At 64.2% G+C, this 15511-nt stretch carries 17 protein-coding genes; 9 read left to right on the top strand and 8 right to left on the bottom strand.

The genetic code is table 11. The features are described 5' to 3' along the window. Nucleotides 1–26: 26 nt before the first annotated feature. Together ACFQZZ_RS03365 and ACFQZZ_RS03360 are read right to left on the bottom strand one after the other, a co-directional pair. On the bottom strand, nt 27–1298 hold the full coding sequence (locus ACFQZZ_RS03365) for an SGNH/GDSL hydrolase family protein (RefSeq protein WP_378673682.1): 1272 nt from the start codon (nt 1296–1298) through the stop codon (nt 27–29). Between the two features lie 220 nt (nt 1299–1518). Next, complete coding sequence (locus ACFQZZ_RS03360) at nt 1519–2556, bottom strand: alpha/beta hydrolase (RefSeq protein ID WP_378673679.1); 1038 nt, start codon at nt 2554–2556, stop codon at nt 1519–1521. Between the two features lie 470 nt (nt 2557–3026). Here ACFQZZ_RS03360 and ACFQZZ_RS03355 point away from each other — a divergent pair, with 470 nt between their 5' ends. The 7 genes from ACFQZZ_RS03355 to ACFQZZ_RS03325 all read left to right on the top strand — a co-directional run bounded on the left by ACFQZZ_RS03355 (nt 3027) and on the right by ACFQZZ_RS03325 (nt 9521). Further along, nucleotides 3027–3923 (top strand): DMT family transporter, encoded by an 897-nt coding sequence (locus ACFQZZ_RS03355; RefSeq protein ID WP_378673676.1) that lies wholly within the window; start codon nt 3027–3029, stop codon nt 3921–3923. A gap of 115 nt (nt 3924–4038) precedes the next feature. Continuing rightward, nucleotides 4039–4683: a class I SAM-dependent methyltransferase gene (locus tag ACFQZZ_RS03350; protein WP_378673674.1), complete on the top strand. Its 645-nt coding sequence runs from the start codon at nt 4039–4041 to the stop codon at nt 4681–4683. Between the two features lie 134 nt (nt 4684–4817). Next, entirely contained in the window at nt 4818–6179 is a 1362-nt protein-coding gene (locus ACFQZZ_RS03345) for a wax ester/triacylglycerol synthase family O-acyltransferase (RefSeq protein WP_378673672.1), read from the top strand. A gap of 201 nt (nt 6180–6380) precedes the next feature. Further along, nucleotides 6381–7505 (top strand): NAD(P)H-dependent flavin oxidoreductase, encoded by a 1125-nt coding sequence (locus ACFQZZ_RS03340; protein ID WP_378673669.1) that lies wholly within the window; start codon nt 6381–6383, stop codon nt 7503–7505. Between the two features lie 403 nt (nt 7506–7908). After that, nucleotides 7909–8472, top strand: a complete 564-nt coding sequence (locus ACFQZZ_RS03335; RefSeq protein ID WP_378673666.1) for a DUF3558 domain-containing protein — start codon at nt 7909–7911, stop codon at nt 8470–8472. An 8-nt stretch (nt 8473–8480) separates the two neighbouring features. Continuing rightward, nucleotides 8481–8861, top strand: coding sequence for a hypothetical protein (locus ACFQZZ_RS03330; protein WP_378673664.1), 381 nt, complete (start codon nt 8481–8483; stop codon nt 8859–8861). A gap of 258 nt (nt 8862–9119) precedes the next feature. Further along, nucleotides 9120–9521, top strand: coding sequence for a hypothetical protein (locus tag ACFQZZ_RS03325; RefSeq protein WP_378673661.1), 402 nt, complete (start codon nt 9120–9122; stop codon nt 9519–9521). Nucleotides 9522–9717: 196 nt separating this feature from the next. Here ACFQZZ_RS03325 and ACFQZZ_RS03320 read toward each other — a convergent pair whose 3' ends face one another. The 4 genes from ACFQZZ_RS03320 to ACFQZZ_RS03305 all read right to left on the bottom strand — a co-directional run bounded on the left by ACFQZZ_RS03320 (nt 9718) and on the right by ACFQZZ_RS03305 (nt 11449). Further along, nucleotides 9718–9930 carry a DUF397 domain-containing protein gene (locus tag ACFQZZ_RS03320; protein ID WP_378673658.1) on the bottom strand — a complete coding sequence of 71 codons (213 nt, stop codon included), beginning with the start codon at nt 9928–9930 and terminating at the stop codon, nt 9718–9720. Nucleotides 9931–9968: 38 nt separating this feature from the next. Further along, nucleotides 9969–10199: a DUF397 domain-containing protein gene (locus tag ACFQZZ_RS03315; RefSeq protein WP_378674066.1), complete on the bottom strand. Its 231-nt coding sequence runs from the start codon at nt 10197–10199 to the stop codon at nt 9969–9971. 160 nt (nt 10200–10359) lie between these two features. Next, entirely contained in the window at nt 10360–10572 is a 213-nt protein-coding gene (locus ACFQZZ_RS03310) for a DUF397 domain-containing protein (protein ID WP_378673655.1), read from the bottom strand. Continuing rightward, on the bottom strand, nt 10562–11449 hold the full coding sequence (locus ACFQZZ_RS03305) for a helix-turn-helix domain-containing protein (RefSeq protein ID WP_378673653.1): 888 nt from the start codon (nt 11447–11449) through the stop codon (nt 10562–10564). Before ACFQZZ_RS03305 ends, ACFQZZ_RS03310 begins: the two co-directional genes overlap by 11 nt. Nucleotides 11450–12329: 880 nt before the next feature. Between ACFQZZ_RS03305 and ACFQZZ_RS03300 the strand changes: the two genes are divergently transcribed. Beyond that, entirely contained in the window at nt 12330–12761 is a 432-nt protein-coding gene (locus ACFQZZ_RS03300) for a DUF4254 domain-containing protein (RefSeq protein WP_378673651.1), read from the top strand. Between the two features lie 82 nt (nt 12762–12843). Here the strand turns inward: ACFQZZ_RS03300 and ACFQZZ_RS03295 are convergent, their stop codons facing one another. Then, a complete protein-coding gene (locus ACFQZZ_RS03295) occupies nt 12844–13812 on the bottom strand; it encodes a DUF5996 family protein (RefSeq protein ID WP_378673648.1) in 969 nt (322 codons plus the stop codon). A 357-nt stretch (nt 13813–14169) separates the two neighbouring features. Between ACFQZZ_RS03295 and ACFQZZ_RS03290 the strand changes: the two genes are divergently transcribed. Continuing rightward, complete coding sequence (locus tag ACFQZZ_RS03290; protein ID WP_378673646.1) at nt 14170–14343, top strand: hypothetical protein; 174 nt, start codon at nt 14170–14172, stop codon at nt 14341–14343. A 117-nt stretch (nt 14344–14460) separates the two neighbouring features. Here ACFQZZ_RS03290 and ACFQZZ_RS03285 read toward each other — a convergent pair whose 3' ends face one another. Beyond that, a complete protein-coding gene (locus ACFQZZ_RS03285) occupies nt 14461–15432 on the bottom strand; it encodes an oxidoreductase (protein WP_378673644.1) in 972 nt (323 codons plus the stop codon). Between the last annotated feature and the right edge of the window lie 79 nt (nt 15433–15511).

Below are 15511 nucleotides of genomic sequence, written 5' to 3'. Positions count from 1 at the left end.
GGCCCGCACACGGTAAATCGTTCGCACTACAGGGTTTTCAGGTCGATCGCGGCTGCCATTGCGGCATAGCCTGCGGCGTTGGGGTGCTTGTGGTCGCCCGAGTCGTAGGTGGGGGCGAGGCGTTCCGGGTCGGTCGGGTCTGCCAGTGCGGCGTTGAAATCGACGACGGTGTCGTATTCGCCACTGTTGCGGATCCATTCGTTGAGCTGGCGGATCTTCGCGGCCGAGGTGTCGGTGTAGTACTCGGCGCCCTTCATCGGGAGCAGGGTGGCACCGATCGCGGAGATACCGGCCTGGTGGGCGCGGGCGATCAGCTCGCGGTATCCCTTGATCAGCTCGTCGACGGACACAGCCGGATTGGGCTTGTAGGTCGGGAGGTCGATCTCGGAGAAGCCGACGTCGTTGAGGCCGGCCAGGATGATCACCGAGGACACGTCCGGCTTGGCGATCACGTCCCGGTCGAACCGCTTCAGCGCGCTTTCGCCGAACCAGGGGGAGTCGTTGCGGACCAGGTTGCCGCCGATTCCGGAGTTGAGGACCGCGCGGGGCGCACCGGCCTCGGCAAGGCGGTCGGCAAGTAGGTCGGGGTAGCGGCTATTGGTGTCATTGCCCGCACCGTAACCGTCGGTGATGGAGTCGCCGAAGGCTACGACCGTGCCCGCAGGTTTCGTCCCGCCGGTGACCTGGAGGTCCGACAGGTAGTACCAGGAGTGCGTGGACTCGGTGAAGGCCGCGCCGCTGGTATCGCCGACATGGTCGCCACTCGCGCGGTAGCTGGTGGCGTAGCCCTGGGCGTGGAAGGTCGCCGGTCCGGTTTGCGCGGGCAGGTACAGCGTCACGGTCGCCGATTCGAATGGGGCAAGGCGCAATTCGGCGGCGTCACTGGTGGCCACGGCGCCGGGCGCGATCGTCACCGATTCCGAGCCGTCGAACCGCAGCGGCCGAATCGTCTCCGGCGCCACCGATGCGGCCTGGCTCGTGCGGGCGATGGTGGCGGCGTTGATCTGCAGCTTGTCCGCGCCGTAGCGGTTGGACAGCGTGATCCGCGCTTCGGTGCCACCGCCGGTCACCCTGACCACCTGCCGCACCGTCTGGTCGGTGAAGCCGTCGGTGGACCAGTTCGGTTCGAAGCCTGCGCTGGGCAGCTGCATGGGCACCGCCCACGCGGCACTCCAGTCACGCGCCTCGGCAGGGCCGTCGGACTGCGCGATTCCGACGGCGCCCGCGACGGCGATTCCCACGGCGGTGGCAGCCAGCAGTTTCTTCCAGTTACGCAGCGATGCGCTTGTGATCGTCATGTCGCACTCCGTTATCGGGAATCAGGTTCCGTTAAGACAGAACAGACCGTAGCACGACTCAGGTCATTAATGACACCCCAGTCCCATTAGATTTCTGAGCTGAGGGCATCCGCCCAGGTTAGAGGGTGCACCGAACTGACGTTGGACGCGAAAAAGCGCCGCTCCGAGCTGGGGAACAGCTCAGAGCGGCGCCTGTTTTCGGCTGCGGATTTCGTCGCCGCTACGGAGCGGCGGACAGCCCCTTCTCGAGCACCGGCCAGGACGCCTTCAGGTCGTCCTGCCAGTAGCCCCAGGAGTGGGTGCCGCTGTCGCGGTAGACGAAGGTGGCAGGGATGTTCAGTTTGTCGAGGCGGGCGTTCAGATTGTGGGTGGACCAGTTGACGCCCGCTTCGATGACCGAGCCGATCGCGACCACCTGCGGAGTTTCCGCGGGCGATTCCATGCGGAACTTGCCGCCGGGGAGGTCGTAGATACCGGGGATGCCGTTGCCGGTGGAGATGAACAAGTTCGTGCCGCGGAGCTTCTCGGCATTCACGATGGGATCGTTCGCGGCCCACAGCGGGCTGCCGACCGGGCCCCACATGTTTTCGGTGTTGCCGCCGCCCCAGATCTCGACGGTCGCCTTGACCATCTGCTGACCGACCGGGTCACTGACCTGGCTGATGCCGCTGTAGACAGCGGCGCTGCGGAACAGGCCGGGCTTCGCGATGGAGAAATTGAGCACGGAGGTGCCCGCCATCGACAGGCCCGCAAGGGCATTGACCTTGTTGGTGCCGAGCGCCGCGTCGATGAGCGGCGGAAGTTCTTCGGTGACATAGGTTTGCCACTTGTTGACGCCCAGCTCCGGGTCGGCCGCAAGCCAGTCCGTGTAGAAGCTCCACTGCCCGCCGATGATCTGCACGACGTTGATGTTCTTGTCCGCCAAGAAGGTCAGCGCATCGGTGTTGCGCTTCCACGTCGCCGAATCCTGGCCACCGCCAGCGCCATTGAGCAGGTACAACGTCGGGCGCGGCGCGGAGGTGTCACTCGGCCGGAGCACGTCGACGGGGAAGGTGGCGTTCATCGCCGCGGAATGAATCCGCAGGCGGACGTTCCGCTCGTCCTGCCACTCGATCCGCTCGACATACGAGCCGTCCGCCGATTTCACCGAAGGCTGCACCACGCCGGGGCTCTGAGCCGGTTCCGCCGACGCGGGAAATTCACCGATGCCGAGCGCGATCGTGGCCGATATCGCCGCCAGCGCCACTCGTCTACCCATTCGACGGTTCAAGACCCTCCCCTTCGATTCCGAGGGCACCGCAACACCACGGGCCCGAGAAGTTGATCGAGATCCGACCGGAAGCCGTTACCTCCACCGGTCCGGAAACCCGTTCATGCGGCCGAATCCGGTTGTCCGGCAGGAAAATCAGTCGGCACGCAGCACGCCGACAGTCTCGGCACCGCCCTGAGTGTAGGTCAGCACCGCCCCGCCGATGATCTTCGTCAGCACCTCGCGCAACCGAACAGCCTCTGCCCCACCGATTATCGAGTCGAGATGGGCATCGAACGTCGAGATCCGCGTCGAGCACAGACCGCCCGCAACCGCCGTCCTCGAGGCGACCCGCGTTGCCGTCCAGTCGGTGATGGGAAGCCCGCGCTGAACCGGTGTCGGATGATGGGATCTTCCGGATAGGCTCCCGTTCGAGCGGAAAGTGAGCGGAGCATGCTCGATAAAGAAGTGGTCGCACGATGACCAGGCGCGGGTGGGTGCTGTTCCTGGCCATGGGCGTCATCTGGGGTGTGCCCTACGCGATGATCCGCGTCGCGGTACGTGACCTCGATCCGACGGTGGTGGCGTTCGGCCGCACGCTTATCGGAGCGCTGATCCTGTTACCGATCGCGTTGTACAGCAAGACGCTTGCGCCGGTGTTTCGGCGGTGGCGGCCGCTGCTGTTGTACACGTTGGTCGAGATCACGGGGCCGTGGTTCTTGATCGGGTACGCGGAGACCACATTGAACAGTTCCACCGTCGGTCTGCTGATCGCCGCGGTGCCGCTGATCGCGGTGGTGATCGTGACGAAGCTCGGCCACGATCGCTTCGACGCCCGCCGCACCATCGGACTGATCGTCGGATTCGCGGGCGTCGCCGCCCTGGTCGGTCTCGACGTCGACCTCTCACATCCGGCAGCCATCGGCGCGATCGCGCTCACCACGCTCGGGTATGCGATCGGTCCGATCATCATCAACCGCGCGCTGGCTGATCTGCCACCGCTCGGCGTGGTCACCGCCTCGCTGATCCTGGCCGCCGTGATCTACGCGCCGTTCGCGAGCCTGCAGTGGCCCACGCACATCACCGCCGACGCCGCGTGGTCGGTACTCGGCCTCGCGGTGATCTGCACGGCCGCCGCGTTCCTGGTGTTCTTCGCACTGATCAGTGAGGTCGGCCCGGCCAGGGCGACGGTTATCACCTACATCAACCCCGCGGTGGCGATCCTGCTCGGCGTGACCCTGCTCGACGAGCCGCTGACCATCGGAATGGCGATCGGATTCCCCCTGGTCATCCTCGGGTGCGTGCTCGGCACCGCAGGCACCCGCACCGCAACAGACCAGGATCTCGTGCACGCCGCGCCTTTACCCGACAAGTAGTCGCCAGCGGTGCGCTGCACCTGACCGTCGAGCGCGGTCTGATCACCCGCCACATCTACGAAGACAGTCTGGCGGTCGCCAAGGCCTTCGACCCCGCGTAGGTACGCTGCACAGCGTGTTGGATTCGCGTGCCGATACGGCCACCACCCGTGCCGCCTACGACGATGTCGCGGAGCTGTACACGGACTTCGTCAAGGACCAGCTCGCGGCGAGCCCGCTCGATCGCGCCATGCTCGCGGCGTTCGCGGAGCTGGTGCGGGGCAAGGGTTCCGGCGCGGTGGCCGACATCGGATGCGGACCCGGTCGAGTGACAGCGCATCTGACCGGCCTCGGGATCGATGCCTTCGGGATCGATCTGTCGCCGGAGATGATCCGGCTGGCGCGGCAGCAATATCCGGAGCTGCGGTTCGACGAGGGGTCGATGGAGAATCTCGCGCTGGGTGATGGCACCCTCGCGGGCCTCGTGGCCTGGTACTCGATCATTCATCTGCCGCCCGAGCGGGTGCCGGAGGTGTTGACCGAGTTTCATCGGGTACTCGGTGCCGAAGGGCACGCGCTGCTGGCCTTTCAGGCGACGGACGCTCCGGATGTGGTGGAAGCGTTCGACCACAAGGTGATTCGCGCCTACCGCTGGTCGCCGCGACGACTGGCCGGACTACTGCGTGCGGCCGGGTTCGTGACGGTCGCGCAACTGGTGCGAGAACCGGCGCCCGGTGAGCGTTTCCAGCAGGCGTACCTGCTGGTAGCGAAGGATCTATGATTCGGCGAACGCGAACCACTCGGGCCAGGTAGGTTTGAGTCGTCGCGCCGGGATTCATGGCCGCGCGGACCCGTACGACAACGTGGTCGGTTCACAAACACACCAGACCCACTGTCGTCAGGGGGCGACCAACCATGGAACTCATTTCACCGATCGATGCCATCTTCCTGCTCGCCGAATCGCGTGAACATCCGATGCATGTCGGCTCCTTGCAATTGTTCGAGGCTCCCGAGGACGCCGGTACGGATTTCGCCCAGCTGACCTACGAGAAGCTGATGGCGGACAGGGAGTTCCACCCGACATTCCGTAAGCGCCCCGCGACTTGGCTCGGCGCACCGCAGTTCGGCTGGACCCAGGACCGCGAGGTCGACCTCGAATACCACCTCCGACGAGCGGCCCTGCCCGCCCCCGGCCGATTCGACCAGTTGCTCGACCTGGCCTCCCGCCTGCACAGCACGCTGCTCGACCGCCATCGTCCGCTGTGGGAGATCCACCTGGTGGAGGGATTGGGCGACGGTCGCTTCGCGCTCTATTCGAAGATGCACCACGCACTGATCGACGGCGTCGCCGCGCAGCGCGTGCTGGCGCGGACGCTGACCAATGATCCGAACTCCGCCGAGACGCGGGTGCCGTGGCATCTGCCGCGCTCGAACCGCCCGCGCAAGGCCGCACCCTCCGGGTCCAGGCTCGGCAATGCGGCGCGAAACCTGTTGTCGGCGGCGAATTCCGCGCCTGCCGCGGTGCGGGTAGCCCGTGCCGCGCTGGTTCAGCAGCAATTGACGCTCCCGTTCGAGGCGCCGCGCTCGATGTTCAATGTGCCGATCGGCGGTGCGCGCCAGTGCGCGGTCCGGTCCTGGCCGCTGGAGCGAGTCAAGCAGGTCAAGAAGGCGACCGGCTCGACCGTCAACGATGTCGTGCTCACCATGTCCGCCGGTGCGCTGCGCTCCTATCTGATCGAGCGAAATGCCCTGCCGGACAAGCCGTTGATCGCGATGGTTCCGGTGTCGCTGCGGGCCGAAGACGACGACGAGAATGCCAACGGCAACAAGGTCGGCGCGATCCTGTGCAACCTGGCCACCGATGTCGCGGACCCGATCGAACGACTCCGGGTGGTGAGCGAGTCGATGCGCCGCAGCAAAGAGGTCTACAACTCGCTGTCGAGCGTTCAGGCGATGGCCTTGTCGGCGGTGATGCTCAGTCCGCTCGCGCTGACGCTGCTACCCGGCGTCGTCTCCTTGACCAACCCGCCGTTCAATATCGTCATCTCGAATGTCCCCGGCGCGCGCGAACCGCAGTACTGGAACGGCGCCCGCCTCGATGCCACCTACCCGATGTCGATTCCGATGGACGGCCAGGCGGTGAACATCACCCTCACCACCAACGCCGACAATCTCGACTTCGGTCTGGTCGGCTGCCGCCGTAGTGTGCCGCAGCTGCACCGTCTGCTCGATCACCTGGAGGATTCGCTGACCGGCCTGGAGCAGGCGGCTCTCTAGAAGGTCTATCCCAGCAAAACTAGAACGTGTTACTGTCGAAATATGGTGCACTCGCCAGTCGACGGGCCCGCTGCCGCGCCATGGCGATACTCGCGGTATGGGGCTCGTTCGGCTGGCCAGGGGGATCACCTGCCCTGCCGGACTGGAACACGGCAGGGCAACTATGTAACCCGTTCTAGCCTCTAGGGAGATCAGCACGCCATGCGTACCGAAATCTGCGATCGGCTGGGGATCGAGTTCCCCATCTTCGCCTTCACCCATTGCCGCGACGTAGCGGCCGCGGTCAGCAACGCAGGCGGGCTCGGCGTGCTCGGCGCTGTCGGTTTCACCGCCGAGGAACTGGAAGTAGAGCTGGCGTGGCTCGATGAGCACGTCAACGGCGTCTATGGCGTCGACCTGGTCATCCCGTCCAAATACGAGGGCAAGGGCATCGACGGGCTGAGCCCCGACGAACTGGAAGCCAAACTGGCGGAACTGGTTCCGCAGGGGCACCGCGATTTCGCCGAGAAGATCCTTGCCGACCACAATGTCCCGCATCTGCCCGAGAGCGAGCACCATAATCAGCTGCTCGGCTGGACCGCGACCACGGTGGCGCCACAGATCGAGGTGATCCTGCGCCACCCCAAAGCCAAGCTGGTGGCCAATGCACTCGGCACGCCGCCGCCGGATGTCGTGGCGCAGATCCAGGACTCAGGCCGCCTGATCGGCGCACTCTGCGGATCGGTGAAGCACGCGCTCAATCACAAGAAGGCGGGCCTGGATTTCGTCGTCTGCCAGGGCACCGAGGGCGGCGGGCACTGCGGCGAGATCGCGTCGATGGTGTTGTGGCCGCAGGTTGTCGACGCCATCGGCGATATGCCGATGCTGGCGGCGGGCGGCATCGGCAACGGCCGTCAGGTCGCCGCGGCCATGGCGATGGGCGCCGCGGGCGCTTGGACCGGGTCGCTGTGGCTGACCGTCGAGGAGGCAAATGTGCCGCCCGCGCAGATGCAGACCTACATCGACGCCACCAGCCACGACACCGTGCGCTCGCGGTCGTGGACCGGTAAGCCGTGCCGCATGCTGAAGAACGACTGGACCGAAGCATGGGAGCAGACCGAGAACCCCGACCCGCTGCCCATGCCGCTGCAAATGATGGTGGCGCTGGACGGCGTGAAGCGCGGGCACCGCTATCCCGAGGCAGCCAAGGACGTGAACTTCAACCCGGTCGGCCAGGTGGTCGGGATGATGACGAAGGTGGAGCGCTCCGCCGATGTGGTCGGCCGCCTGATCCAGGAGTACGTGGAGGCGTGCGACCGCCTCAACAAGCTCAACGGCTCGCTCTGAGTTTCACTGCGGGACAATCACTCCGGCCATTCCGGCCACGAGCGCTTCTCCTCCTGACACCGGATCGGTGAATGCCGCCCAGCAGACAGCTGGGCGGCATCCCCACGGGTCGGATGCCACCAGCAGTTGCGCCGAATACCCTCGGTAACCGCGACCGTGCAGACGACCTGAGCGAACCGATGCGGCCTCTCCATAGTGGAGCACCAGGATTTCCACGCGGCTGGAGCACCGCACACCCTCGGTCGACCGGATCGCGGCCACTCCCCCGCTGAGGTGTGCTTGCACCACGCGTCTACCGGTCAGTACCGTCAACGGGGAGCTGACAGGGGGCGGATGAGCCGGTCCGGCCCCACCGACATGGCACGCCACCGGCGGTGAGGAACCGATGACAAGCAGGGGGAATGTGCTGCGCGGTCTTGTCCTCGCGATCGGCACCGCTTTGTTATTGGCCGGGTGTGAAGACTCCACCAGCCCAGTCCCGACCACAACGGGCGCGGTGAGTCAGGCGTCGACGGCTGCGTCGACGACATCCGCCGATCCCGACGCTGCACTGTGGAATCCATGCGATCTGCCAGATTCGGCGATATCGGCTACTGGGCTCGATCCTGCAAGCAAGAAAAAGGATGTCGCAGGTGTCGACTTCGATGGCTGGAAGGAGTGCAGTTGGCGAGCCTCGGCGCAGTGGTACGAGTTGACGATCTACTCGGGGACACCAACACTCAACGACTTCAAGCAACGTCGTGACTTCGAGGGTTTCACACCGCGGACTATCGGCTCACACCAGGCGGTCGAATTCCTCCGCGTCGGCGATACTAAGCGGCTCAGGTGCGGCATTGCAATCGAGATGCCGCAAGGAACAGTGTCATTCGAGGTGTCGACCCGCCCTTCGGTTGGCAAACAGGGTGAACCGTGCGTCGAGGCGCGTCGGCATGTCGACGATCTGGCCGGATACCTGCCGGGGAGCTAGGGGGAATTATGGAGTTCGGCGTCGATCCAGCGGAGTGGCGTAAGGTCCTCGACCTGGCCAATGCTGGCGAGATATCTCTGCACCCAGATGTCGGTAAGGGTTTGGACAAGGTATGTGACGACTACCTCGACCGGCTTGACGCAATATTCCAGTTGGCGGGCAGCGTGACGTTCCTCACCGGGTTCGGGCCATTCCCATCAAGTAAGGCTTTGGAAGAGAAGTTCAGCTTGAAGGCGACTGGTGCCGACCAGTCCATAGACACCGTCCTCCAGCAGCACATTGAGACCGTAAAAATGGCGAAAGAAGTTGTCGCCAAGGCAATGTCGAACTTCGTCGAGATCGACCAAACCCGCGCCGACCAGTTCGCCGGAATAGACATCCCGCAATAACTCCTACGACCTCGAGCCCCATCCGGCATCGTGCGGCTGTGGCGAATTCCGGCCGCATGATCCAATAGATTTGCAACACAGGCTGATTCGATCATGCGCAGTCGGTGTCGACAGGCAGGATAAGGGGCATCATTCGCCTCACAGGGCAAACCAGCGATCCATCACTCGGACCTCCTAGAGATACCGGCGGCACCGGAGGTACGCCGCAAGGAAAGCTTGGCGGCAATCGGTGACGTTCGACAACCCTGAGAGGTGACAATGGAATTCGATATGGCGACACTGACGCCCATGGAGCGCGAATTCGTGGACGCGGCTCTGGCCAGCTGGACCGGAGTGTCGCACGATGCGCCGATACCTGTGCGTGCACTGGGATTTCCCGATCGTGATCAGTTCAACGACGAGGTCAGCAAGCTCCGACGCGCAGTCAGCGACCGTGCGAGGTTAACCGAGGTACAGACCGCCAGAGTGCTGTTTCTGAGCGAGCTGGCTTTCGGCAGTGACCTGCTCGGCGCGGGCATCGAGTTTCAGTTGGTCAGCACTTTTCGCGATGCCGAAGCGATTACGGTCCTGCGCACGCTGCAACGAAAGCTCTACACACGCGCCGGAGCCAAAGCACTGTTCGAGCCCAAGTTGTACTCACCTAAGCCGCTATTGGGCTAAGAGTTCGGGCCAGTGACCCTTTCCGGGTAGCGCCGTGCCACGTGGTTCGGCCGTCTTCGATGTGGAGTAGGACGAGTGCAGGCCGCCTGTTCGCACCGCTCAGGCCGTCAGATCGTCGAACTCGCCTGCCCTGCAACCTCGCGGCCAGGCGCTGAACTCATATGAGTGAAGGCTTTGCCCCAGCTCTTAACGGTTCTCAGGCTAGCGGGCGATTGAACTCGCCGTCCTGCACACGACCGGTGAAGGCATCCCATTCGCCGGGGGTGAAGACGAGCGCGGTACCGGTCGGGTTCTTGGTGTCACGAACGCCAACATGGCCCCCATCAAGGAATGCAATCTCTACACAGTCCTTTGAAGGGCCGCTTCGCCGACTCTTGAACCACTTCGCTTCGGCTAGATCAACGTTCACGCTCGTACTCCCTCGCTCCCTGCCGAAGCTCCTGCCGGTCAACGCGATCTAGCCAGACACTGAACTCGTCTCGAGTGAAGGCTTTTGCCCCAGCTCTTAACGGTTCTCAGGCTAGCGGGGGATTGAACTCGCCGTCCTGCACACGACCGGTGAAGGCATCCCCATTCGCCGGGGGTGAAGACGAGCGCGGTACCGGTCGGGTTCTTGGAGTCACGAACGCCAACATGGCCCCCATCGAGGAACGCGACTTCTACGCAGTCCTTCCCCATTGAGCTGCGGCTGCTCTTGAACCACTTCGCTTCGGCTAGATCAACGTTCACGCTCGTACTCCCTCGCTCCCTGCCGAAGCAGGTTCCTGCTGGTCACCGCAATCCAGCCAGACACTGAACTCGTCTCGAGTTAAGGCTATTGCCCAGCTCTTCACGGATCTCAGACTGACGGGCGATTGAACTCGCCATCCTCCACGCCGCCCGTGAAGGCGTCCCATTCGCTGGGAGTGAACACGAGCACGGGGCCGGTCGGGTTCTTGGAGTCGCGCAGGCCGACGTGGCCTCCATCAAGGAACGCGACCTCGACGCAGTCCTTGGTGGCGTCGCTACGTCTGCTCTTGAACCACTCCGCCCCGGATAGGTCAACGTTCACGCTCATACTCCCTCGCTACCTGCCGCAGCAGGTCCTTGCTGTCAGAAGCGTCCAGCGCTGCGCGTTGGATCGCTTCGTACGCCTGATCGTACCGACGCAAGTCATCTTCTTTTTCCAGGTACATATCTCCGGTGAAGCTCGGTGCGTAAACAACTGTCGGCTCCACCTTTTCGCCCTTGGCATCAGTACCGAAGTCGAGAATGGTGAACGGCCCGGTAAGTTTGCCGCTGGGGACTCCGGCTGTGAAGGGCAAGATTCGGATCGTCGCGTTTGGTCGGGTGCCGGTGTCGGCAAGATGCCTGAGCTGTGCACTCATGATCCTGCGTCCGCCGATGACGCGTCGCAGCACTGTCTCGTGCAACACAATGTCGACAGCTGCGGGACGAGCCTTCCGCGTGATCAGTACCTGTCGATGCATTCGCATCTGCACTCGGCGTTCATGATCGGCTTCGGTCTCGTCCGGTACGCCCAACCGGATTACAGCGCGGGCGTAGTCGCTGGTCTGAAGCAGACCAGGAACCAGCTCAACTTGGTATGACGTGAGGCGACGCGCTGCTGCTTCGAGCCCCATGTACACGTCGAAGTTCTCGGGAATGAGATCACCGAACTCATGCCACCACGACTTCGCCTTGGCCTGCTGAGCCAAGCCGATGAGCGCGGCAGTGGTCGTCTCGTCGGCTCCGTACACGCGGCACAGCGCCTCCACATCCAGGACTCTGATCCGGTCGGCCGTGCCCTTTTCGAGCCGCTGTAGCGTGCTGGAGCCCCGTTCGATCAGCTGGGCCGCCTCGGCGATGGTCATGCCGGACTGTAGACGCAGTTCCCGAAGGTAGCGGCCGAGTTGGCGGCGGGGAACGGTGGTTTCGATCTCGGGCATCTCAAAGGCTCCGTGTGGATTCGATTCGGTCTGTCCTTGGGCCTACCTTGGTCGCGCTCCGGGTAAGGATCCCGCACTACATGGTTCAGCCGCAGGCAGTTTGGCCGTCTTCTTCTGGATATCCCAGAATCGCCTGCCCACCCTTGGGTCGAGCGGTGTTCTGAGACCTGTGCCCGGCGGGCCCGCCTCTTATCCCCATCGAGCGCACCAAGCACCCACTGATGCAAGGCGAGGTCTGGAATGGACCAGCAAGAGTTCGGGGACACTCCGTTGTCCCGCTGTCGGTACTACCGGCAGGTGTGCGACCTGCCCGCGATCGTGGACCCGCCACAGCTCGGCCGGATCGTCGTCAGAGCGGGAATTGTATGGGCGGTGATGATGCCCAATCATCTCGGACACGCGGTGCGGCTGGAACTTCAACGCCGCCGACAACATATCGGTCCGATCATTGCGCACCCTCGCTCGAGCAGATGGAGCTTTTTGGTACGTCCTGATCTACCGAATGACGACAGCTTGTTCGCTGAGATGTTCCGGCTGAATGTCTCGATAGTGCGCGTGGGTGGCGTTATCGCACTGCCTTCCCCGACCGATCAGTGCACGCAATTCCGGTGCTGGGTCGAGCCACCGCGCTGCGCATTCCGCCCGTCCGGGCTGATGGTCGTCGCATCGATCCGCGCAACGGTGCAGGCGGCGGTCCAGCCCGCGTATGAGCGGCGGGCTGGTGGCCCGATGCCAGTGGTCGAAGACCGTGCCGACGCCATCCGGCTCCATTCGGAGGCATAGACGTGGCACTTCATCACTGGTACAGCAGTTTTCGCGAACACAGGGCTAGCGCGGGCGTTGACGCGAAGGCTACACGGACTGCTCTGGCGCGTGAACAGTGACTCACAGTGCACCGCTGCCCGGGAAGAACCTGCTCCTGGCCGCATGTCGTGGCGACGCGAACAACGACCACCCGCTACTGCGTTCGGCCAGAGAGCTGGCCGAACTACACGAACAACGAGTTGGTGCCAGCCGAGACCGAGTCGACGAGATCGACCACGAACGCACGCGCCTGGTCCGCGAAATCGACTACTGGGTCACCGGGCAACTCCCGCCGTCCCTCGGCGCGGCACGCGTACATACCGAAACCATCGGAGCGGTGGTCGACCGGCTCGGCCAGTTCACTGCCGGTGCTTTTGCGGCATTGGCTAGCGGTTCGAACTCGGAACTCGGCGACGCCTGGGAAAGGCTCGCCGAACTGGCGATCGGCTACGAAGATCTGAAAGATGAAGTGTCCGTGGGGCACCGCCGCTTGCCCGGCGCACCGTAATACATGGCGCGCACCGGGTTGCGTATCGTCGGACCGCACGCGGTCGAAAGCATGGCACCCCGCCACATTCCGTATCCAGTAATCACTCCGGCCATTCCGGCCATGATCGTTCCTTCTCCAGCACCGGATCAGTTATGCCGCCCCAGCAGACCAGCTGGGCGGCATCCCACCCGGCGAGCTCGGATCCGGCCGCGTAGACGGACTGGAAGAAATCGAGCGCGGCGCCGACCGGATCCGGAGACAGGCGCGCTTCGTCGTAGGGGTAATACGCGGCATGCCCGGACCCGGACGGGACCCAACGCGCGCCGGCGGGCAGTCGGCGATCGGTCAGCCCGGCGGGCTCGGGTGCGGTGTAGGAATAGAACATCGGTTCGGGGACCTTGTCATCGCCGAACCAGAATCCCGCGCTGATGACCTCGCGTGAGTAGGCCTCACGCGTCACCGAATCGACCGTGGCGGGCATATCGATCCGCCGTTCGGAGAACCGCTGCACCGCGAGATCGAAAGTGTGCCAGAACAATTGCACGGGACTGATCTTGCCGGAGTAGGTCGCGCTGAACTCCTCGAGTATCCGCCCGACCTGACTCTGCACCCGGAAGGCCCGCTGCACCAGCTCCGGGACGTACTCGGCGTGTTCGGTGTCGTCTTCGAACGGGCGTGCCAGGTCCGGCAGATCGAACGGATGTGGGTGTGGCAGCACGACATCGATCCCGAGATCACGCAGACCATTCATCACGTCGCCGTAGAAGGTGGCGACGGACTGCCGTTGCAGATCGATCTCGACCTCGACGCCACGGTCGGTCGCTATTCGCAGCACATGGTCGAAAAAGTCGAAGGCACAGGCGAATACCGGCCCGCTGCGAGCGGAGCCGAGCGGGACCGTTTCCCAGCCGCGCGCAGTGAGCCGATAGGTCAGGTGCCACCAGTGGTTGCGCCGAATGCCCTTGGCCAGCGCGACCTTGCCGACGACCTGGGCGAACCGGTGCAGCGTCTCCTTGGTGGGACGCCAGGATTCCAACGGTATAGCGGGTAGCGGCTCGACAGAGTCCATATCGAAACGGTACGGCCGCGTCCGAAATGTTGCCAGACAATCGCTGTGAATTGATCCGCGGTGGGCAATACCGCGGGAATACGCCGCCGAACGAGCAGTCCTGCAATCAGAGCTGCCGCAACTGTCTCAGACGATACGTTCTTCAGATTGGGCACTTCAATGGGCCGCTGACCATCGGAGTGATGGTATGTCCGCAGCACTGATTTCCGAGCTGGAAGCCGCTCTCCTGCAGGTCGCAGTGGCGAGTTCTCGGCGTCGCGTACGCGTTGTCCCGGCATCCCACCTGCCTGCTCGAAGCGCTGTCCGCGGCACCGTGTTCGATGAGTCCGGTAGCCAGAGCATCGTCGAAAGGTCGGTATGTATTCGTGCAGCAATCCCGATTGTGAGGGCGGCAGCCATAATTCGCAGGCTTGCCAGTACCGCGGCGATGTTGACCTGCCGTCCCGCCGGAACCTGGTGGTACTCGGCGTTCTCGCCCTGATGATCGTCGCCGCGCTGGTCCTTGCCGCTGCCGCGGTGGCGAATCGCTGAAAGCCGCTGGGTCAGGCAGCTACCGGCCGGACAGCGCGGGCGGTCCAGGCAGGCGGGAGATGGCGGGAGCCGATCGTGGCTACCCGCCATCTCCACCGATCACGCACTGCCGCAGTGTTATTCGGCCGTCCCCTGCCCGGCCGAATCCCAATCGTAGTGCACGTCGGTCAGTTTCTCACTCAGTCGCCACAACCGCCGGGCGGCCGAGCGGCTGTGCGCCAACGGGTGCCGAAGCGTACGCCGCGGATATCCGGCGACTTCGAATCCCGGTCCCAGATAAGCATTTCCGGGCAGATCCGGCACGGTGCTCGCGTACAACTGCGGCAGCGCACCCATTCGGTCGGGCTGGGCCAGTGCGAACAGAATGGCCTGCGGGATCGCGGCCAACATTCCCGCGGCGCCCTTTTCACCATTCAGGTCATAGAGATGGGTCGCCGACAAACCCGGGTGCGCGGCCACGGCGCGCAACTCGGTACCCGCTGCGCGGGCCCGACGGTCGAGTTCGGCGGTGAACAGCAGGTTGGCGAGCTTCGACTGGCCATAGGCGGACCAGCGCAGGTAGAACCACCGCCAGTTCGGATCGAGCCAGTTGATCACGCCGCCCCAGGCGGCCACTGACGATACGGTCACCACCCGCGGCCGCGCGGCCCGCAGCAACGCGGGTAGTACGGCGCCGGTGAGCGCGAAGTGGCCGAGATGATTGGTGCCGAACTGGGCGTCGAAGCCGTCAACGGTCCGCGCGCGTGGAGTCGCCATCACCCCCGCGTTGTTCACCAGCAGATCGAGCCTTTCGACCGTGTCATTGATCTGCTTGCCCACGAGCCGCACCGAGGCCAGATCGGCCAGATCCAGCGGCAGCACTTCGGGTTTCGGACCGGTGGCCACCGCGGTCACCTCCTCCAGCGCCGCGGCGGCCTTCTGCTGGTTACGACAGGCAAGCAGGACGCGGGCGCCCTTGCCCGCCAAAGCTTCCGCGGTGCGCAGCCCGAGGCCGCTGTTGGCACCGGTGACCACCACGGTCTTCCCCGATTGGTCGGGGATATCGGCAACGGTCCAGCGGCGCGGGAGAATTGGTAGCGAGCCGGTCAAGACACGCACTCCATTTCGTCTCAGACAATCGGTCCAGTGGGATGATCATGCTCGACGACGAATACTAGACCGATTTCGA

Origin of the sequence: Nocardia sp. GCM10030253, from assembly GCF_042675075.1 — a bacterium.
Classification (GTDB): Bacteria; Actinomycetota; Actinomycetes; order Mycobacteriales; family Mycobacteriaceae; genus Nocardia.
The sequence above is the reverse complement of the archived record's forward strand: the minus strand, read 5'-3'. Positions and strand labels throughout refer to the sequence as shown.

What these genes read in the sequence shown, in the direction of transcription:
- ACFQZZ_RS03365 (WP_378673682.1), bottom strand. Translation starts at nt 1,298, where the DNA reads ATGACGATCACAAGCGCATCGCTGCGTAACTGGAAGAAACTGCTGGCT.
- ACFQZZ_RS03360 (WP_378673679.1), bottom strand. Translation starts at nt 2,556, where the DNA reads ATGGGTAGACGAGTGGCGCTGGCGGCGATATCGGCCACGATCGCGCTC.
- ACFQZZ_RS03355 (WP_378673676.1), top strand. Translation starts at nt 3,027, where the DNA reads ATGACCAGGCGCGGGTGGGTGCTGTTCCTGGCCATGGGCGTCATCTGG.
- ACFQZZ_RS03345 (WP_378673672.1), top strand. Translation starts at nt 4,818, where the DNA reads ATGGAACTCATTTCACCGATCGATGCCATCTTCCTGCTCGCCGAATCG.
- ACFQZZ_RS03340 (WP_378673669.1), top strand. Translation starts at nt 6,381, where the DNA reads ATGCGTACCGAAATCTGCGATCGGCTGGGGATCGAGTTCCCCATCTTC.
- ACFQZZ_RS03330 (WP_378673664.1), top strand. Translation starts at nt 8,481, where the DNA reads ATGGAGTTCGGCGTCGATCCAGCGGAGTGGCGTAAGGTCCTCGACCTG.
- ACFQZZ_RS03325 (WP_378673661.1), top strand. Translation starts at nt 9,120, where the DNA reads ATGGAATTCGATATGGCGACACTGACGCCCATGGAGCGCGAATTCGTG.
- ACFQZZ_RS03315 (WP_378674066.1), bottom strand. Translation starts at nt 10,199, where the DNA reads ATGGGGAAGGACTGCGTAGAAGTCGCGTTCCTCGATGGGGGCCATGTT.
- ACFQZZ_RS03305 (WP_378673653.1), bottom strand. Translation starts at nt 11,449, where the DNA reads ATGCCCGAGATCGAAACCACCGTTCCCCGCCGCCAACTCGGCCGCTAC.
- ACFQZZ_RS03295 (WP_378673648.1), bottom strand. Translation starts at nt 13,812, where the DNA reads ATGGACTCTGTCGAGCCGCTACCCGCTATACCGTTGGAATCCTGGCGT.
- ACFQZZ_RS03290 (WP_378673646.1), top strand. Translation starts at nt 14,170, where the DNA reads ATGTATTCGTGCAGCAATCCCGATTGTGAGGGCGGCAGCCATAATTCG.